The sequence below is a fragment of the Micromonospora sp. WMMD710 genome, from assembly GCF_029626045.1.
In the GTDB taxonomy this organism is placed as follows: Bacteria; Actinomycetota; Actinomycetes; order Mycobacteriales; family Micromonosporaceae; genus Micromonospora.
The window spans coordinates 1036716-1056391 of record NZ_JARUBD010000001.1; the positions used below are offsets into that span (position 1 = coordinate 1036716).

The window sequence follows — 19676 nt, forward strand, 5'->3', positions numbered from 1 at the left end:
ATGGCTGACGGCGGCGTCCGGGCTGGCCCGCCGTCGGCCTTCGGGCTGGTTCCCCGGGTCCGTCAGAGACGGTCCCGGCGATCTTCTAGTTGGAACCTTGTCGATGGAAGCGCTCCCATCGACCGATGTTGCGACTGTAACGCCCGTCACGCCTTTGTGAAAGACCCAAAACGAGATCGAAACACGGAGCTGATTCGATCCTTCGTGCGCTTGTTGTGGGAGCGCTTCCATGGCACACTGTCGATTCGACGCGACAGGAGCCACATCGCGTCAGCGCGGGTCCGCCGAGGGCAACCGGCAGCACGACTGCCGGTCACGGCACCCGACCGCAGCCGGCGGGACCACTCCCGTGCGGGCCGCACCGCCCAACCCCGGCCGGGCACGGGGGACACCACCTTCCCGGCGCCTCGAATCCCCCGCGGACCACCACCCTCGCGGGCAGGCGCCCCGCCGGGGACCATCCCGGCCTGGCCCGAGGAGACACCGCGCACATGAGACAACTGGCACGACGCCGCCGCGTGGCGGTCATCGCCGCCGCCGCGCTCGCCGTCGGCGGGGTGACCCTGCCGGCCGGCGCCGCGCAGGCCGCACCCGCCTGCGACGTGGTCTACGCGACCAACGACTGGAACACCGGGTTCACCGCCAACGTCACCATCAAGAACCTCGGTGACGCGATCAGCAGCTGGACGCTCAAGTGGACCTTCCCGAACAGCAGCCAGCGGGTCACCCAGGGCTGGTCGGCCCGATTCAGCCAGACCGGCAGCGAGGTCACCGCGACCAACGAGTCGTACAACGGCAACCTCGGCACGGGGGCCTCCACCACCATCGGCTTCAACGGCTCCCACTCGGGCAGCAACCCGAAGCCCACCGCGTTCACCCTCAACGGCACCCCCTGCAACGGCACCCCGGCCAACCAGCCGCCGTCGGTCACCCTCAGTCTGCCGACCGGGCCGTTCACCGCGCCGGCCGACGTGCCGCTGACCGCCACCGCCAGCGATCCGGACGGAACGATCAGCAAGGTCGAGTTCTACCGCAACGGCCTGCTGATCAACACCGACACGTCCGCTCCGTACGCCTACACCCAGGAGGACCTGCCGGCCGGCAGCTACACCGTCCAGGCCAAGGCGTACGACAACGCCAACGGCATCGGGGTCGCCGAGAAGGCGTTCACCGTCGGCGAGGCCACCGGCCCGACGCTGGTCGCCACGCCGTCCGCGGTGAGCGTCAGCGAGGGTGGCACCAGCACCTTCAACCTCAAGCTCAGCGCCGCGCCGACGGCCAACGTGCCGGTCACCCTCACCCGCACCGGTGACAGCGACGTCACGGTCTCGCCGGCCACCGTCACGCTGACCCCGTCCAACTGGAACACCGGGGCCACCGTCACGGTCGCCGCGGCGGAGGACTCCGACACCGTCGGCGGCGCCGCCACCATCACCGCCTCCGCCACCGGTCTCGCCCCGCTGGCGGTCACCGCCACCGAGGTCGACAACGACACCCCCGGCGGCGACAACGCCTACATCAAGAAGTTCCTCGACCAGTACGGCAAGATCAAGAACTCGGGTTACTTCAGCCCCGAGGGCGTGCCCTACCACTCGGTCGAGACGCTGATCGTCGAGGCGCCCGACCACGGCCACGAGACCACCTCGGAGGCGTTCAGCTTCTGGCTCTGGCTGGAGGCGAACTACGGACGGGTCACCCAGAACTGGGCGCCGTTCAACAACGCCTGGACGGTGATGGAAAAATATATAATTCCGAATCATTCCGACCAGCCCACGGCGGGGTCCGCCGGCACCCCGCAGTACGCCGCGGAGTACAACCTGCCCAGCCAGTACCCCTCGGCCCTGCAGCCCAACGTGCCCGTCGGCCAGGACCCGCTCCGCTCGGAGCTGCAGTCCACCTACGGCACCGGCGACATCTACGGCATGCACTGGCTGATGGACGTCGACAACACCTACGGCTTCGGCCACTGCGGTGACGGCACCACCAAGCCGGCGTACATCAACACCTTCCAGCGCGGCACCCAGGAGTCGGTGTGGGAGACCGTCCCGCAGCCCTCCTGTGACACCTTCAAGCACGGCGGTCAGTACGGCTACCTCGACCTGTTCGTCAAGGACACCGGCACCCCCGCCAAGCAGTGGAAGTACACCAACGCGCCGGACGCCGACGCCCGCGCCGTGCAGGCCGCGTACTGGGCGCTGACCTGGGCCAAGGCGCAGAACAAGCAGGCCGACGTCGCCGCCACCATCACCAAGGCCGCCAAGATGGGCGACTACCTGCGGTACGCGATGTTCGACAAGTACTTCAAGAAGATCGGCAACTGCGTCGGGGCCAGCACCTGCCCCGCCGGCAGCGGCAAGGACTCGGCGCACTACCTGCTGTCCTGGTACTACGCCTGGGGCGGCGCGTACGACACCAGCCAGAACTGGTCCTGGCGCATCGGGTCCAGCCACAACCACTTCGGCTACCAGAACCCGTTCGCGGCCTGGGCGCTGACCAACACCCCGGAGCTCAAGCCGCAGTCGGCCACCGCGGTCGCCGACTGGACCAAGAGCTTCGATCGGCAGCTGGAGTTCTACACCTGGCTGCAGTCCGCCGAGGGTGGCATCGCCGGCGGCGCGACCAACAGCTGGGACGGCAGCTACGCCCAGCCGCCGGCCGGCACCAGCACCTTCTACGGCATGTTCTACGACGTCGACCCGGTCTACAACGACCCGCCGTCGAACCAGTGGTTCGGCATGCAGGCCTGGTCGATGCAGCGGATCGCCGAGCTGTACCTGCAGACCGGCAACGCGAAGGCCAAGGCACTGCTGGACAAGTGGGTGCCGTGGGCGATCGCCAACACCACCCTCGGCACCAACTGGTCGATCCCGTCGGACATGGCGTGGACCGGTCAGCCCACCACCTGGAACCCGAGCAGCCCGCAGCCCAACACCGGCCTGCACGTCGAGGTCACCACCAAGGGCCAGGACGTCGGCGTCACCGCCGCCTACGCCCGGACCCTGATCGCGTACGCGGCCAAGTCGGGCAACGTGGCGGCGAAGGACACGGCGAAGGGGCTGCTCGACGCGCTCTCCGCCGCGAGTGACGCCAAGGGTGTCTCCACCACCGAGAAGCGTGGCGACTACCGGCGCTTCGACGACGTCTACAACGCGTCCACCGGTCAGGGCCTCTACGTGCCGCCGGGCTGGACCGGGAAGATGCCGAACGGCGACGCCATCGCCGCCGGCAAGAGCTTCCTCGACATCCGGTCCTTCTACAAGAACGACCCGGACTGGCCCAAGGTGCAGGCGTACCTGGACGGTGGCGCGGAACCCAGCTTCAACTACCACCGGTTCTGGGCACAGGCGGACGTCGCCATGGCGTACGCCGACTACGGCAGCCTGTTCCCGAACGGCTGACGACGACCCGGGGTGGGTGGCGCACCCGCCCACCCCGGGGTTCGGCCGGGTCCGGGGGAACCACGGGACCCGGCCGGCGGACGGCCTGACACCCACGGTCAGGCCGGGGTGGGCCGGCCATCCGGACAACGCAGCGGATCGGCCGGCCCACCCCACCGCCCGGACTTGAGGAAGCCGCGAAAAAGCCCAGAAATTCCGTCCCTCGCGGGATCACACCAACGACCGTGACGGAGTAACGTACGTCACCGGAGAGGCCGCTCCCCCCGTGGCGGCCTCTCCACTTTTATGCCCCCGGAACGCGCGGTGCGGTGCGGCGGGGTGCGGCGGGGTGCCGCGATCGGTGGCACGGTGATCGGTGGCAGTTCAGCAGCGCGGCGCTCGGCGTGTCGGGTCGCTCAGCCGCCAACGATCACGCGGCGGGCTCCCCGGTGACCGGGTGCCGCAGCCCCGGATGCCCGGGCGGCAACGACCGGCGCAGCACCATCCAGCTCACCGCGAGCGCCGCCGCGACCAGCGGCCACGTCAGCGCCACCCGAGCCACCACCAGCCCGAGGACCTGCCCACCCAGGTACAGCGGCACGAACACCGCCAGCCGCAGCACGTACGTCGCCGTCCACACCCAGCTGGCCCGGCCGTACCCGCGCAGCAGCGCCGGGTCACGCCGCCACCGGCTCCGCTGGCCCAGCACTGCGCCGACCAGTACCCCGAGCAGCGGCCATCGCACCACGATGCTCACCGTCCACAGCAGCGCGCTGGCGGCGTTCGACAACAGTTGGATGAGAAAGAAGTTCTCGGCCCGGCCGGTGCGCACCGCGATCAACGCCGCGACGCAGACGGCCAGGAGACCGATCAGCACCGAGCGCGGCCGGTCACCCCGACGCAGCCGTACGACGGCCACCACCGCGCCGACGGCCAGCGCCGCGCCCACCCCGGCCCACACCGACTCGCCGCCGAGCAGCCAACCCGCCGCGAACGCCACCGGCGGCAGCGTGGCGTCGACGGCGCCACTGCGTCCGCCCAGCAGATCCGCCAGCGACTCGGCCCGCGCCAGCCCGCGGCCCGGATCGTCACCGGCCCGCTGCTGTGCGCCGGGCTCGACCTGGCCCGGGTCGCGCTCCGGTGTGTCGCCCACCGCCACCTCCTCGCCTCCGCTCAACCTAACCATCGACGGGCGGCGGGCCACCGGCCGACGGACCGGTGCAGGCCGCTACGGTGTGCGGATGCGCGCGACGGCACGGGGTTGGACTGCGGTCTGGATGGTCGTACTGGCCCTCGTCCAGGCGGCTGCCTTCCTCGCCGTCTGGCGGGTGGCCGTGCACACCGGGATCGGCCAGTGGGTGGACACGGTCGCCCTGACCGGCAACCGGATCGGGCAGGACCGCATCGACGGTCCCGTCGACCGGATCCTCAACGCGATGTCGGTGGTGTCCCTGCTGGCCGCCACCGCGGTGATCGGCTTCATCGCGCTCATCCGGGGGCGGATCGCCCTGGCCATCACCGCGACGCTCCTGATCGCCGGTGCGAACGTCTCCAGCCAGCTGCTCAAGTACGGGCTGAACCGGCCGGACTACGGCCTCGACCCGGAGCGCGCCGCCGTCGGCAACAGTCTGCCCAGCGGGCACACCGCGGTGGCCGCGTCGGTGGCCGTCGCGCTGGTGCTCGTGCTGCCACGCAAGGTGCGTGCGGTCGGTGCCTTCCTCGGCGCCGGGTACGCCGCCGTCGCCGGGGTGGCCACCCTCTCCGCCGGCTGGCACCGACCCAGCGACGCGGTGGCCGCGTACCTCCTGGTGGGGGTGTGGGCGGCGCTGGCCGGGCTGCTCCTGCTGATCACCCAGCGGGAGCAGGCCGAGGTCGCACCCGGCGACGCGCACCGGGTCGCCGCGCTGGTGCTCGGGGTGGCTGGCGTGCTCGCCCTGATCGCCTGCGGCGTGGCGCTGTCCTGGTTGGTCGAGCTGCGGGGCACCGGGCCGGAGGAGTTGACCCGCCGACCGCTCTTCATCGGGTACGCGGGCAGCGCCGCCGGTATCGCCGGCACGATGGCGGTGGTGATGGCGCTGGTGCTGACCATCGTGCACCGGCTGGTGCCCCGGGTGAAGGGCTGAGCCGCCCGGTGGACCCGGTTCGGGCGGCGTTCCGCGCGGAGTGCGTACGGCTCTCCGAGATCCTGTCCGAGCTGGACGACGTCGACCTCGACCGGCCGACCGACTGCCCGCCGTGGACCGTCCGGGAGTTGATCGCCCACGTCCGCACCGGCGCCGGACGGCTGGCCGACATGCTCGCCGCGCCCGCCCCACCGCACGCCGAGGTGGACGCCGCGGGCTACTTCGGCGCCGCCAAGTTCACCCCCGAGGTCGACGCCGCCCGGATCGAGGCCGCGCGGTCCGAGGCCGCCAGGTCTGAGGTTGGGCGGTCTGGGGCTGGGCGGTCTGGGGCTGGGCGGATCGCGGGTGGCGGGCGGGTTGTCCGGCCGGTGGGCGGGTCGGCGGTGCGGGGCGAGTTCGAGCACGCGTGGCGGGCCGCCGACGCGGCGGTCGCCGCCGCCGCGCCCGAGCGGGTGGTCCGGACCCGGCACGGCGACTTGATGCGCCTCACCGAGTTCCTGCGTACCCGGGTGGTCGAGGTCGGTGTACACGGCCTGGACCTGGCGGCCGCGTTGGACCGGCCGCCGTGGCTCACCCCGCAGGCGGCGGTGGTGATCGCTGATCTGCTCACCGGTGGGCGACCGGCACCGGCCGGGTTGCGCTGGGATCGACTGACCCTGATCCGCAAGACCACCGGTCGGGCGGCGCTGACCCCCGCGGAGCGCGCCGAGATCGACGTCGCGGGCTTCCGCTGGCTCGCCTTCGGCCAGTGACCCACCCCCCGAGCACGGCGGGGGCGGCGGGGGTCAGCTCGCGGAGCGGGGGGCGGGGACGTGCGGGGCGACGCGGCGCAGGTGCGTCAACACCACCGGGTCGATCCGGCCCGGGACCAGCCGTTCCTCCAGGTTCTCCAGGCCCGCCCAGGAGATCAGCGCCGCCTCCGGCCCGCCCCCGGTGACCGGGTGACCGAGCGCGGTGAGCAACGTCGCCACCTCGTCGGCGACCGCGCCGCTCAGGTCGAGCAGGGTGGCTGGGTCGGGACGGCTGAACAGCATGGTGTGCACGGCCAGCAGTCGACCGAGTTCGGTGACCGGTTCGGGGTGGTCGTCGACCCGCAGGTCGACCAGCACGTCGCTGCCGCCGGCGTACCCGCCGCCGCGCTCGACCACCAGTAGCCCGGCGCTCTGCCGCCCGCGCCGGTCCCCGCCGGCCTCGTCGCCCGCGCGCAGCGCGGCGAGCAGCCGCTCGGCGAACGGTAGCGCCGCCCCGGCCAGCCACGCGTCGCCGAGGGCGTCGACGACCTCCGGGCCGGTGAGCACGTTGCCCTGGGCGGCCCAGCCGTCGCCGGTCCGCCCGCCGGCCCACGGATGGCAGGCCGGACCGGTCCAACTCGCGCCCGGACCGTCGGCTCCCACCACACCCAGCTGGCGGTGCTCCCGCTCGGGGTCGGCGGCGATCAGGCCGGCCACCACGTCGACGGCGGCCACCCCGGTGCGCAGCAGGGTCAGCCCCTGGGGGCGGTAGGCGAGGTTGACGTGCGCCTGGGTGGCCAGCGCGCCGATCTCGGCCTCCGCCGCCGGCACCAGCGCCCCGGCGGCGAGGAACTTGCTGGCCACGGCGACGCCGTGCAGGCGGCCGTCGGCCGAACGGGCGACGAGGGAGAAGGTCACCCGCCGAGACTAGCCGGGCTGTCCGCGTACGCCGATGGGTCAGAACGGTGGCGCGGCGGCCTCCGGTGGGGCGCCGTGCGCCCGGCGGGCGTCGGCGACCGCGACGCCACCGAGGACCAGGACCCCGACGGCGGTGGCGGCCAGACCGGGCAGGTGCAGCAGCGGTACGGCCGCCGCCGCCAGCACCAGCACGGCGATCCACCGGGACGGGGAGACCCGCCCGAACACCTCGTACTCGAAGCGGGCCCGACCGGCGAGGAACAGCGCCGGCCCGCCGAGCACCATGGCCAGCCACGCACCGGGAATCCGGATCAACGGTTCCTCGATGATCAGTTCGTAGCCGATCGCGGTGGCGGCCAGACCCACCACCATCACCAGGTGGGTGTCGGCCGCCGAGCGTCCGATGGTGGCCGGGTGACGGGCCTTCATCACCGCCTCGGCCAGGATCTGCCCGGCGCGCTGGACATAGATCCGCCACAGCACGATCGACGTGGCCAGCGCCAGCCCGAACGCCCACACGTGCCCCGACTCGTACGGCCCCTTGCTGTAGGCGAAGCCGGCCACCAGGATCGTCTCGCCCAGCGCGACGAGGAAGAACTGCTGGTACCTCTCCGCCAGGTGCTCCCCGGCGATCTCCCACTTGGAGATGGTCGACCGGCCCAGCCCCGGCACCGGCCAGCCGCACCGGGCGGCCGTGTACTCGATGACCAGCGCCGCCGTCCAGAGCTGCACCTGAGTGTTGGTCGGCAGCAGCGCCCCGCCGATCCACAACACCCCGGTGGAGGCGAACACCACCGTCATGCGCACCTTCAGGCGGCGGTACGGGTGCGGTCCCAGCGCCATCGACAGGATCAGCGGTCGGGACACCTGCGCGACCACGTACGCCACCGCGAACATCAACCCGGTCTCGGTGAACGCGCGGAGGATCGCCACCCCCATCACCATCGAACCCACCAGGGCGGTCAGCACGACGGTCTGCAGCGCCAGCTTGTACGGGTCGTACCGGCTGGTCGTCCACGCGGTGCCCTGCCAGACCGACCAGAGCGCGAGCAGCAACAGCAGCGTCTTACCGCTGCCGGTGACCGCCGCCCAGCCATGCTCCCGCGCCGGGCTCTCGGTCAGGTCCTCGAACGCGCGCGCGGAGATCCGGGTGAGCGCGAAGACGTAGACGAGATCGAAGAACAGCTCCAGGAAGGTGGCCCGGCCCGGCGTTGCCGCCGCCGGGACCGGCTCCAGGTGTCCCGCCCCCCTGGAACCCATGCTCAGCGGCCTGCGCCGGTGGTCCGGTCCACCTGGCAGTCGTAGCACCCGGTGGCGGTGCCGGCGGCCGGAAGCCGGCGATTCTGCCCAGTACGGGGATCTTGCTCGCGGACCCCGTCAACGGGCACGATCGATCGGTGACCAATCGATGGGGTATGACGGTGCCGCTGGGCGGGATCGCGCTGGCCGACCATGACGCGGTCTACGCGGCGCTCGACCGGGCCGGGTTCACCGACGTCTGGTCGTCCGAGGTGGCCGGGACCGACGCGTTCACCCCACTGGCGCTGGCCGCGGCCTGGCAACCCCGGCTGCGGTTGGGCACCGCGATCACCCCGGTCTTCACCCGAGGCCCCGGTCTGCTGGCGATGAGCGCGGCGGCGCTGGCCGAGGCCGCACCGGGCCGATTCTCGCTCGGCATCGGCGCGTCCTCGCCGGTGCTCGTACGGGACTGGAACGCGGTGCGGTTCGACGAGCCGTTCCGTCGCACCCGTGATGTCCTTCGCTTCCTGCGGGCCGCGCTGCGCGGCGAGACGGTCGACGAGGTCTACGAGACGTTCACCGTGCGGCGCTTCACGCTGGAGCGGCCGCCGGCCGTGCCGCCGCCGATCCTGCTCGCCGCGCTGCGGCCGGGGATGCTCCGGCTGGCCGGCGCGGAGGCCGACGGGGTCATCCTCAACTGGCTCAGCGCCGACGACGTGCCGCGCGCCCTCGCCGAGCTGGGTGAGCGCCGCCCCGGATTCGAGGTCGCCGCCCGCATCTTCGTCTGCCCCACCGAGGACGCCGCGTACGCCCGAGCGCTGGGCCGGAGGCTGATCACCAGCTACCTCACCGTCGGGGCGTACGCCGAGTTTCACCGCTGGCTCGGCCGCGACACGGTGCTGGCGCCGATGTGGGAGGCGTGGGCGGCCGGTGACCGGCGCGGCGCCAACGCGGCGGTGCCGGACGAGGTGGTCGACGCGCTGGTGGTGCACGGCACGCCGGAGCGGTGTCGTGCCCAGGTGCGCCGCTACGCCGACGCCGGTGTGGACGTGCCGGTCTTCGCTCTGCTGCCCACCCCCGAGGTCGCCGCCGGCGGCGCGACCGCGCTGCTCACCCTCATCGCCCAGTTGGGCGTCGAACCGGTGGGAGCGTCCGCATGAACCTCACCGACCGGATCGTGGTGGTCACCGGCGGCGCCGGTGGCATCGGGGCCGCACTGTCGCGCCGGTTCGCCGCCGAGGGTGCCGCCGCCGTGGTGGTCGCCGACCTGGACGCCGACGCGGCCCGCGCGGTGGCCGAGGGCATCGGCCCGGTCGCGCACGCCGCCGCCCTCGACGTCACCGACGAGGACCAGGTCCGCGCGTTGGTCGCCGACACCGAGAAGCGGTACGGCCGCATCGACCTGTTCTGCGCCAACGCGGGCGTGACCACCGGCGGGGGAGTGGAGGTCGACGACGCCGGTTGGGACCGGGCGTGGCGGGTCAACGTGCTCGCCCACGTCTACTCGGCCCGTGCGGTGCTGCCCGGGATGCTCGCCCGTGGCGGCGGCCATCTGCTGCACACCTGCTCGGCGGCGGGCGTGCTCACGGCGGTGGGCGACGCCGCGTACACCGCGACGAAACACGCCTCGGTGGGTTTCGCCGAGTGGCTGGCCATCACCTACCGGGACCGGGGCATCCGGGTGAGCGCGCTCTGCCCGCAGGGTGTGGACACTCCGATGCTCGCCGACGGGATCGTCGAGGGTCACCTCGGCGCCCGGGTGATCGCCGCCTCCGGCGCGGTGCTCACCCCCGACGAGGTCGCCGAGGCGGCCGTCGCCGGGCTGGCCGAGGAGCGTTTCCTGATCCTGCCGCACCCGGAGGTCGCCGACTACGCGCGCCGCCGGGCCGAGGACCCGGACGGGTGGCAGGCCGGCATGCGCAAGCTGGTCCGCCGCCTGACCGCCTGACACCGACCTGCCGCTACCGCTGCGGGACGCGCCCGGCGGCGAGCAGGTGCGCGCTCGACCCGACCAGCGCCGGTTCGCTGCTGTACACCTGGGCGAGGTCCACCGCGGCGGCGAAGACGGCGTCCTGCGTCGGCCCGCCCGCCGCCGCCTCCGCCGCCGTCCACGCCGGGCCTTCGACGCCGTGGACGACCACCCCGGTCAGCCCCGCCTCCGCGCACTCGTCGGCCACCTCCTCGGCGCGATGGAAGTAGGCGTGGGTGAAACCGATCCGCGGATCGTTGGTGCCGTCGGTCAGCAGGATCCGTGCCTCCGCGAGTGTCCTGGCGTCCAGTCGCCCGGTGGCCGCGAAGTCCAGCGCGCCGGCGAAACGGGAGATGGCCGCGGCCACGACGCGACCACCGGGACGGGTGACCCGGACGGCCTCCCGCAGCGCCCGCAGCCGATCGGCGCGTCGCACCAGGTGGTAGAGGGGGCCCAGGAGCAGCACGGCGTCGTAGGCGTCGTCGGCGTCCGGCAGCGCACGGGCGTCGGCGACCTGCGCCTCGACGGGCGGCTGCCCGGCCCGGACCTGCGCGACGTGATCCGGCACCAGGTCCACGAGTCGTACCTCGTAGCCGGCGGCGACCAGTGCCCGCGCGTACTCGCCGGTGCCCCCACCGACGTCCAGGACGCGAGCGCCCGGGCCGGGCAGGAAATCCCCCAGGAGCTGCATCGTGCGGATCCACTCCAGGCGTGCCTGCGGCCGGCCGGTGAGCCGCTGATCCTCGCGGTAGCGCTGCGTGTAGTAGTCGATGATGTCGCTCGAATGCTGATCCACGCTCTGATGGTCATCGTTGTCCGGCGCGCGGGCCAGCGGATTACGGTGGTGCCCGGGTGCCCGTCCGCCGCGCAGATCAGGACTACTGCCGAGCGGCGGTCACCAGGGTCATCCGCCGGGGCGCGGGCGCGTGGCGGACGTCGCGGAAGCCGACCTCGGCGAGGCGGTCGGCCACCCAGTCCGGCGCGATGCGCAGCTTGCGGTACGCGCTGGTGGACAGTGTCCAGTCGCGCTGGGCCGTCCGTTGGTGGAGCAGGTCGTGGACGGTGACGACGTCCGGCCCGTACTCCAGGAAGCAGGTCAGGATCGTGTCGGCGTCGGAGTGCACCGGGATGATCCGACTCGTTCCGGTACGGCTCGGGCTGAGGTCACGGAAGCTGAGCACGAGGCGACCGCCCGGGGTCAGGGCGGCGTACAGATCGGCCAGGAGTTGGGTGACGGCCGCCGTCACCCGGTGGTACATGATCTTCCTGTCCGCCCTGTCGATGGGGTTGGCCCTGTCAACGCTCGGGCTCGTGCATCGCTGGGGACAACGGGTGCCTCGGTCGGTCCCGCTGCTCGGGGGTCGTCCGATCCCGGCGCGCCCGATCGTGCTCGTCGCACTGACCGGGGGCTGGCTGCTGGTCGCCATCTGCGCGTACTTCCTCCTGAACCAGAGGTTCCATCTGGTGCACTCCACCTGGGTGGGAATCGGGGAGGACGAGCCGGCACATCCGCCGCCCGACTGGGAGGTCCTGCGGTACTACGCCCCACTCCTAAGCCTGGGGCCCCCTGGTCCTGGCAGTAGCCACCGATTACCACAAGCGCGTACGGCGAGCGACCACCCGCTCTCGGTGATCAAGAGGTTTGCGTCAGGAACGGGGCCAGATCTGACGCAAACCTCTTGATCACCGAGGGGAGTGGGGGGTGCGGGAGGAGTGGGGGGTGCGGGATTGGCGGAGGGGGGACGGGTGGATGGACCAGAGCACGCGGCGCCACCAGGGGCGGGCCGCGCGCAGTGTCGCCACGTACTGCGTCGCTGCCGCGGCGGCGCGGGCCGCCTGGTCGGCTGTTGCGGCGCCGGGGGCGAAGCCCACCTGGTTGAGCAGGGCCGCCAGGTCGTCGACTGTCGCTTCCGGTGCCGCGGCCGGCACGCCGCCGACGCCGCTGCTCGGTGTGCCGGCCGCGCCCGGCGCACCGCCGACGTTCGCGGCCGGGGCGCCGGGCACGGCAGCGTCATCGTCCGTGACGGCGCTGCCCGAGGCGCGCCGCGCGTCGGCCAGGGCCCGGCGGGCTTGGCCGGCGACCTCGGTGGCGGCCAGGTCGTCGCCGACCGGCCGACCGGCCAGCCGCAGCGCGTCGGTGACCTCCCGCCAGGCCCCGGCGATGCGCTGGCCCGGATCACCCTGCGCCAGGCGGGTCCGGGTGAGCGAGCGGCGCATCGCCAACAGGGTGAGCAGCAACGCCCCCACCAGCAGCAGCAGGCCACCGCCGCCCCCGGCGACCAGCACCGGCGTGGACAACCCACCGCTTGCGGGTGGCCCGTCGGAGGCGGCCACCGGCTCCGGCGAGGCGGTCGGCTCCACGGTGGGCGCCGGCGCCTCCGACGGCGGTGGATCCTCCGGTGCCGGCCGGAAATCCTCCTCGACCGGCCTCGGCTCCTCGTTCGGGCGGGGCATCGGGTCGAACGGCACCCAACCCAGGCCGTCGAAGAGCACCTCCGGCCAGGCGAACGCGTCACCGGCCCGCACCGGCCCCTGGCCGGTGGACCGGAAGCCGACCACCACCCGCGTCGGTAGCCCGCTGAGCCGGCCGAGCACCGCGAACGCCGCCGCGAACTGCTCCGACGTGCCCTCCTGCCCGCCGCCGTCACGCGGTCCGAAAAGGAAGAAACCCAGGTTCGGGTACGCGTGCCCGCTCGGCGCGTCGGCAGCGACCCGGTAGTGCTCGCCCAGGAACTGCTCGATCGCGGATGCCCGCGCGAACGGGGCGCCGTTCTCCTCGGCGAGTTGCGCGGCCAGCCGGCGCAGCGTGTCGGGCACCCCGTCGGCGACCCGCAGCACCCGGGCCACCTCGTCGCCGGCGGGCACGTTCGCGGTGGTCAGCAGGTTGTTGTCCGGGCGCTCGCGAGCCGACGTCACCGTGTAGCGCAGCCCCGGCGTCAGCCCCTCCGGCCGGATCAGCGTCCCGGTCGCCGGGTCGTACGCCACCCGCGCGCCGCTGACCTCGCGGGGCGTCGCCACGGCGGGCAGCAGTCGACCACTCAGCTCCGCCACGGTGATCTCCTGCCGGACGGTCTGCACCGTGTTGTCCCGCGCCGGCATGCTGGCCGGCAGGATCCGGCCCGCGTTGCGGTACGTCGCGCCGACCCGCCAGGTCACCCCGTCGTAGTCGCTGAGCACCGCCAACCGGATTCGCGCACGGTCACCGTCGGCCGCCGCCGCTGCGTCCTCCGCCGGCACCGTGCTCACGTCGAGGAGTTTCTGCTCCGGGTGCAGCGCCCAACCGGAGATCCTGATCAAGGGGTTCTCGTCGAGCGACTGCACCTGCGGCGGCTCCACGTACCGGCGTGGGTCCACCGGCCGGCCGTCGACCTGACCGGCGACCACCGGGCCGAGCAGTGCGACCAGCCCGACCACCAGGGCCACACCGAGCGCCGAGGTGACGGCGAGTCGCAGCCGCACCGCCGCGCGTACCCGGGGGGCCAGGTCGGCGCTCGGATCGCCGCCGGCCGCTGCCGGACCCGCCGGCACCGCCAGACCGACCGCCGCGACAGCGACGAACGCCACCGTCACCCCGACCGCCGGCGCGGCGTTCGGTCCGACCACGTAGAGGGCGGCGGCGTACAGGCCCGCCGCCGGCAGGTATCCCAGCAACACCCGACCGGTCCGCAGCGCCACCTCCGCGCCGGCCAACCCGGCCAGCCAGGCCGCGACCACCGGCACCAGCACCGTGTCCGGAGTCGGCTCCACCGGAATCATCGCGGTGAGCAGCCGGGGGATGCCGTTGCGCGCGGCGTCCGCGGTGACCTCCAGCAGGCTGCCCGGCAGGTCGGCGCGGGCGGCCGCCAGCCGCAGCGACAGCAGCGTCCAACCGGCCATCGCGGCCACCGACACCGGCGCCACCAGCCAGGACGGCAGCCGCCGGGCGGCCATGCTGACCAGCACCGAGCCGACCGCGGCGCCGACGACCAGCCGGGTCAGCAGGTCACCGGCGTACACCCGACCGAGCACCACCCCAGCGAGCGCGGTCAGCCCGATCAGCGCCAGCGGGACCACGGCCGCCCGCAGCACCCGTGTCACCACCGGCGCACCCCGTCCCACTCGGCGGCGAACTGCTCCCCGTCGGCCGCGTCGACCACCACCAGGCCCGCCGCGCCCGGCGGCGTCGGCTCGGCCGCGCCGAACACCCCGACCACCACCGACGGGTACGCGCCGCGCAGCGCGCCGACGTGCCCCAACTCGCCCCGGCCACCCGGCCCGGTCAGGACGACAAGCGTGTCGCCGAGCCGGTCCTGCCGCAGCCGGGTGGTGGCCGCGCGCAACGCGTCCTTGTCGCCGGAGAGTTCGGCGGCGGCGAGCCGGTCCAACGGCCCGAGCGCGGCGTCGCCGTCCCCGCGCTCGACCAGCTCCGGGCCGACCAGCAGCAACACCACCGGCAGGTCGGCGCGGTGCGCGGCGGTGACGATCGACGCGGCCGCCTCGCAACCCGACTCGAACGACTCCGCCACACCGTCCACCCGCTGCGGGTGCGCGGTCGCGCGGTTGTCCAGCAGGACGACGAGACGCGGCAGGCTGGTGTCCACGTTCTCCCGCACCATCAGCTCACCCACGCGCGCGCTGGTACGCCAGTGCACGCGGCGCAACTCGTCACCCACCACGTACTCCCGCAACGAGTCGAAGGTGATCGACCCGTGCGGCACCCCGTCCACCCGGCCGTCGAGGCTGCGTCCCGCGCCGCGGGGCACCGCCGTCAGCGGATGGATCCGCGGGTGCACCCACACCGGTGCCGTCGGGCCGTACGGGCGGGCCAACGCCACCAGCCCCAACGGATCGCGTCGCGTCACCCGCAGCGGCCCCACCGGCACCACCCCGCGCCGGTGGGTCGGCACCTCGTAGCGAACCTCGGTGTCCCGGCCCGGCCGCACCCGCAGCAGCGGCACCGGCACCGTGCGCTCCCCGCACCGGTCCTCGGCCAGCAGGTTCGCCGACCGCAGCCGGCCGGTGTTGCGCACGGTCACCGTCATGCTCGCCGGCTCACCCCGCGCCACCCGGTCCGGGTCGGCCCGCCGGGTCACCGTCAGGCGGGGTCGCCAGGCCGCGACCAGCGCCGCGTAGCCAACCGCCGCGCCGGCCGCCGCGCCGAGCAGCGTCAGCTCGGGGTACGCGAACCGGAAGCCCGCCCCCAGCAACACGACGGCGGCGACGAGCAGCCCGACCCCTCGGGCGGTGATCCCCATGCCGCTGCTGCCGGTCAGCCCTGTACCGGAGCCGGCTGCCCCGACGGCAGCGGCACCGGCACCGATGCGACGGCCTGGCGCAGCACCTCCGCAGCGGTCACCCCACGCACCTGGGCGTCCGGGGTGAGCAGCAGCCGGTGCGCGAACACCGACTCGACGAGCGCCTTCAGATCCTCCGGCATGATCCAGCCCCGCCCGTCGATCAGCGCGTACGCGCACGCCGCCCGGGTCAACGCGATCACACCTCGGGGGCTGACGCCGACCCGCACCTGCGGGTGGGTGCGGGTGGCGGCGGCCAACCGGACCGCGTACGCGTAGAGCGGCTCGGCGATGTGCACCCGACGGGCCATCCGGACCATCTCCCCGACGGTGGCGGTGTCGGTCACCGGGGCGAGCGCCTCCGGAGACCGCACGGTCGCGCCGCGCAGCACCTCCACCTCGACGGCCTCGTCCGGGTAGCCGACGGAGAGCTTCACCAGGAACCGGTCCAGTTGCGCCTCGGGCAGCCGGTAGGTGCCGTCCATCTCCACCGGGTTCTGCGTGGCCACCACCAGGAACGGCGACGGCACCGGATGCCGGACACCGTCCACGGTGACCGTGCGCTCCTCCATCACCTCCAGCAGCGCCGACTGGGTCTTCGGTGACGCCCGGTTGATCTCGTCGGCGATGACGATGTTGGCGAAGACCGGCCCCGGATGGAACTCGAAGTCCCGGCTCGCCTGGTTGAAGATGGTCACACCGGACACGTCCGAAGGCAGCAGGTCGGGCGTGAACTGGATCCGCCGCCACTGGCCCTTCACGGTGGCGGCGATGGCCCGCGCCAGGGTCGTCTTACCGACCCCCGGCACGTCCTCCAGCAGCACGTGACCCTGCGCGAAGAGCGCCGTCAACGCCAGCCGCACCACCTGCGGCTTGCCGAGCACCACCGCGTTGACGTTCTCGGCCAGCCGGGCGGCCAGGGCGGCGAAGCCCTGGACCTCCGGCTGGGTGAGCGGCTCGTTGGTGTTCACGGTCGGCGGTGCTCCTTGCCTGGTGGATCAGCAGGTGGGCAGGACGTTGATGGTGTCGCCGCCCTCCAGGTTGAGCCAGGCCCACGGGATGTAGTTCTTCCCGCTGTACTCGACCTGCACCCACCAGGTGCTGCGCTTCTGACTGTTGTAGATCCAGGAGTCGACGTCCTCACCCGACTTCTTGCAGTACGCCTGGAGCCGGCGGCCCGGCTTCGCCCAGCCCACCTGCTTGTCGTTGTCCTGCCGGGTGACGGAGAAGATCTCGTTGCCGTTGCGGCCGTCGACGTCCTTGTTGCAGTAGGTGCGCTGGTCGCCGTCCGGCCCGTTGTTGCAGGTGGCGATGCCGTACAGCGGCTGCGTGTCCTGCGCCCTCGTCGCGGTGCCCTTGCCGGCGGCGTTGCTCGCCGTCACCGTGAACGTGTACTTCGTGCCCGGCGTCAACCCCGGCACCGTGATGCTGGAGCACGCCCCGGTCTTCGCCGGCTCACCCGGCGTGCTCACCGAGCAGGTGGCCTTGCCGCCGCCCGCGTCCACCGTGAACGTCACCGTCGCCGCCGTGGCGGTCGCCGACGAGCCGGTCACCGTGACCCGCGGCTCGGCGACCGTACGCGCCGTCGTCGTGGCCTCCGGACCGGGACCGGCCTCGTTGACCGCCTTCACCTTCACCGCGACGTTCTGGCCGTTGCCCAGACCGGTGACGGTGGCACGGGTGTCGGTCGCCTCACTGACCCGCCCACCGACGTCCACCAGGTACTTCGTCACCGGCCGGCCGTTCGCCTCCGCCGGCGCCCACTGCACGGTGACCGCGCCCGGCTGGTCGGCGACCGTGCCGGCGCGCAGATCGAGCGGCTTGCCCGGCGCCGCGAACGGCACCACCGTGTTACTGACCGGTGAGGCCGCCGAACCGGCGCCCTTGTCGTTGACCGCCACCACCGTGAACGCGTACTGGGTGCCGAACTCCAGCTCCCCGGCGGGCACCACCAGTTCGGTCTTCGTCGACTCGCCGGCCGGCGCGTTCGTACCCGCCGAGCTGGCCGTCACCGCATACTTCGCGATCTTGTTGCCCTGCCCGTTCGCCGCCGGCCACTTCACCAGCACCGTGCCGTCCGGCCGCTCCTTCGCGGTCACGCTGGCCGGCGGATCGGGAACGGCGGCGGTCGGGGTCACCGGGTTGCTGCTGCGCGACGGACCGTCGCCCTTGGCGTTCACGGCGTGCACCGCGAACCGGTACGTCTCGCCGTTGGTGAGGCCCTTGACCTCCACCGCACGCTGGTTGGCGCCCACCTCCAGGCGCTGACCGGCGCCCTCCACCACGTACTTCATGATCTCGGCGCCGTTCGCGGCGGCCGGCCGCCAGCTCACCCGGGCCTGGGCGTTGCCGGCGGCGGCGGTGACGCTGCGCGGTGCGCTCGGCTTACCCACCCGGGGCTTCTTCGGCGGGGGCGGCGGCGGGGGAGTCGGCGGCGGGTCACCGCCGAGAACGTCATTGGCGTACTTGTCGACCTCGCGCACCTGGTGCTTGTCGTCCACCACCCGGGCCGTCGCCGCGTCGGGGGAGTTGATGAACAGGTGGTTCTCGCGGACCTCCAGCTCCAGTGGCCCGTTCGCGCGGCCACGGATGGTGTCGACCAGTTGGCCACCGGCGTCGAAGGAGTAGATCGTGCCGGTCGCCTCGTCGGCGCAGTAGAACCGGTCCGCCCAGGCCACCGCCGGGCTGAGCCGGTCGCCGCTGCCCGGAACCGTGAACGCCCGCTCCTCACCACCGTCACCCACCACCAGCACCCGCCGATCCGCGGTCACGGTGACCGGGACCCGCGGCCCGCTGGTGCGCGGGGCCAGTTCCGCCGGCCCGGACAGCGTCAACGGCGTCGGACGCACCACGCCGCGCTGCACCCGCACCAGCTTCCCCGCCGTACGGTCGAGCACCGCCACACCGTCGTCCAGCGTGGAGACGACCAGCTCGTGGCTGGGCTCCGCGACGTCGTACGTCTCGACCCGCTCCGGGCTGAGCCCGCCACCGGCGGGCGTGCCCGAGGCCGGTGCGGACGGCAGCTTGGCGGCGGTCACCACGGACACGGTGCCCTCGCTGGGCACCGCGATCCACAGTCGCCCCTCACCGTCGAACGCGCCGCCGGTGATGCCCGGCGGGTAGCGCACCGGCTCGCCGACCGGCGTCAGTGAGCGCGGGTCGAGCTGCCGGACGATGCCCTGCACGGCGTCGACGACGAACGCCGCGTCCTCGTGCAGGGCGACGCTCACGCCGAGGCCGGGGGTGGTCGGGGTGGTCGCGGTGAGCTGCAGGGTGGCCAGGTCCAGTGAACTGACCTGCCCGGTCTGCAGGTCACGCAGGATCAGCAGCCGATCGGTCTGGGTGACCTGCATCGGGTGCCGGGCCGCGCCGGGGATCTCGGTGCGGGTGTCGACCCGGGCGGTGACCCCGTTGACCCGGGCCAGCTCACTGCGCGCCGCGCTCCACAGCCAGGAACTCGCGTCATAGTTGGCCACCGCGTTGTCCGCCGCCCCCAACCCCAGGACGGTCAGCCCCATGGCGGCCAGCAGCGCGGTCACCGTGCCGACGGTCACCAGCCCGCCGCGCAACCGGGACCGGGAGCGGGGGGCGTCGGTCCGTATGGCGTCGTCAATGCTGGCCACAGCCGGCTGCCTCCCCTGAGTCGTGGCAGGTGGCGCGCCTCGCGGCAACCCCTCCCCTGAGCCGGGTGCCATCATATGGCCCGGCCGGGAACGGGGGAACCCGCACCGTCACCCCTGTGGATACCCAGCGTGTGCGTTGTGGGCAGCCCCTCAGCTCGGCGGGGTGGCCCGTTCCCGCGCCGTGCAGACCTGCCCCGAGGTGGCGAAGCTGTCGGTGGAGTACACCGCCAGCACCGTGAAGCAGTAGTCCACCCGCGTGCTCAGCCCGTTGACCGTGTAGCTCGTCCGGCCCGGCTCCACCGTGGCCATCACACCCAACGCCGAACCGGCCCGACCACCGGCCACCATGAACGGCACCGTCCCGCCGGCCGGGTCCGTCCAGCTCAACGTGATCGTGACCGAGTTGTCACGTAACTTCAGGTC

14 protein-coding genes are annotated in these 19676 nt (G+C 73.2%); 5 read left to right on the forward strand and 9 right to left on the reverse strand.

Annotated elements, in window-relative coordinates; genetic code table 11:
- Nucleotides 1–491 precede the first annotated feature (491 nt).
- Nucleotides 492–3398, forward strand: coding sequence for a glycoside hydrolase family 48 protein (locus O7620_RS04840; RefSeq protein WP_278122016.1), 2907 nt, complete (start codon nucleotides 492–494; stop codon nucleotides 3396–3398).
- Nucleotides 3399–3807: 409 nt separating this feature from the next.
- Here the strand turns inward: O7620_RS04840 and O7620_RS04845 are convergent, their stop codons facing one another.
- Nucleotides 3808–4449 carry a DUF3159 domain-containing protein gene (locus tag O7620_RS04845; protein WP_278126868.1) on the reverse strand — a complete coding sequence of 214 codons (642 nt, stop codon included), beginning with the start codon at nucleotides 4447–4449 and terminating at the stop codon, nucleotides 3808–3810.
- A gap of 163 nt (nucleotides 4450–4612) precedes the next feature.
- Here O7620_RS04845 and O7620_RS04850 point away from each other — a divergent pair, with 163 nt between their 5' ends.
- Nucleotides 4613–5500: a phosphatase PAP2 family protein gene (locus O7620_RS04850; protein WP_192580384.1), complete on the forward strand. Its 888-nt coding sequence runs from the start codon at nucleotides 4613–4615 to the stop codon at nucleotides 5498–5500.
- Nucleotides 5501–5508: 8 nt separating this feature from the next.
- Entirely contained in the window at nucleotides 5509–6252 is a 744-nt protein-coding gene (locus O7620_RS04855; RefSeq protein WP_278122017.1) for a maleylpyruvate isomerase N-terminal domain-containing protein, read from the forward strand.
- A gap of 33 nt (nucleotides 6253–6285) precedes the next feature.
- On the opposite strand, the gene O7620_RS04860 is transcribed toward O7620_RS04855, so the two are convergent.
- Together O7620_RS04860 and O7620_RS04865 are read right to left on the reverse strand one after the other, a co-directional pair.
- Nucleotides 6286–7149, reverse strand: coding sequence for a DUF1028 domain-containing protein (locus O7620_RS04860; protein WP_278122018.1), 864 nt, complete (start codon nucleotides 7147–7149; stop codon nucleotides 6286–6288).
- 39 nt (nucleotides 7150–7188) lie between these two features.
- Nucleotides 7189–8409: a low temperature requirement protein A gene (locus O7620_RS04865; protein WP_278122019.1), complete on the reverse strand. Its 1221-nt coding sequence runs from the start codon at nucleotides 8407–8409 to the stop codon at nucleotides 7189–7191.
- 155 nt (nucleotides 8410–8564) lie between these two features.
- On the opposite strand from O7620_RS04865, the gene O7620_RS04870 reads away from it, so the two are divergent.
- Both O7620_RS04870 and O7620_RS04875 read left to right on the forward strand, forming a co-directional pair.
- The gene (locus tag O7620_RS04870) at nucleotides 8565–9548 is read left to right on the forward strand and encodes an LLM class F420-dependent oxidoreductase (RefSeq protein ID WP_151493055.1); all 984 of its coding nucleotides are present in this window, start codon (nucleotides 8565–8567) and stop codon (nucleotides 9546–9548) included.
- Nucleotides 9545–10336 carry an SDR family oxidoreductase gene (locus tag O7620_RS04875; RefSeq protein ID WP_278122020.1) on the forward strand — a complete coding sequence of 264 codons (792 nt, stop codon included), beginning with the start codon at nucleotides 9545–9547 and terminating at the stop codon, nucleotides 10334–10336. Before O7620_RS04870 ends, O7620_RS04875 begins: the two co-directional genes overlap by 4 nt.
- Before the next feature lie 13 nt (nucleotides 10337–10349).
- Here the strand turns inward: O7620_RS04875 and O7620_RS04880 are convergent, their stop codons facing one another.
- The 6 genes from O7620_RS04880 to O7620_RS04905 form a co-directional block, all read right to left on the reverse strand.
- The gene (locus tag O7620_RS04880; RefSeq protein ID WP_278122021.1) at nucleotides 10350–11153 is read right to left on the reverse strand and encodes a class I SAM-dependent methyltransferase; all 804 of its coding nucleotides are present in this window, start codon (nucleotides 11151–11153) and stop codon (nucleotides 10350–10352) included.
- Between the two features lie 82 nt (nucleotides 11154–11235).
- Nucleotides 11236–11616 (reverse strand): hypothetical protein, encoded by a 381-nt coding sequence (locus O7620_RS04885; RefSeq protein ID WP_278122022.1) that lies wholly within the window; start codon nucleotides 11614–11616, stop codon nucleotides 11236–11238.
- A gap of 424 nt (nucleotides 11617–12040) precedes the next feature.
- Nucleotides 12041–14455, reverse strand: coding sequence for a transglutaminase domain-containing protein (locus O7620_RS04890; RefSeq protein ID WP_278122023.1), 2415 nt, complete (start codon nucleotides 14453–14455; stop codon nucleotides 12041–12043).
- Complete coding sequence (locus O7620_RS04895) at nucleotides 14431–15591, reverse strand: DUF58 domain-containing protein (protein ID WP_278122024.1); 1161 nt, start codon at nucleotides 15589–15591, stop codon at nucleotides 14431–14433. Before O7620_RS04895 ends, O7620_RS04890 begins: the two co-directional genes overlap by 25 nt.
- A gap of 14 nt (nucleotides 15592–15605) precedes the next feature.
- Nucleotides 15606–16601: a MoxR family ATPase gene (locus tag O7620_RS04900; RefSeq protein ID WP_278122025.1), complete on the reverse strand. Its 996-nt coding sequence runs from the start codon at nucleotides 16599–16601 to the stop codon at nucleotides 15606–15608.
- Between the two features lie 27 nt (nucleotides 16602–16628).
- Nucleotides 16629–19232 carry a fibronectin type III domain-containing protein gene (locus O7620_RS04905; protein WP_278126869.1) on the reverse strand — a complete coding sequence of 868 codons (2604 nt, stop codon included), beginning with the start codon at nucleotides 19230–19232 and terminating at the stop codon, nucleotides 16629–16631.
- Between the last annotated feature and the right edge of the window lie 444 nt (nucleotides 19233–19676).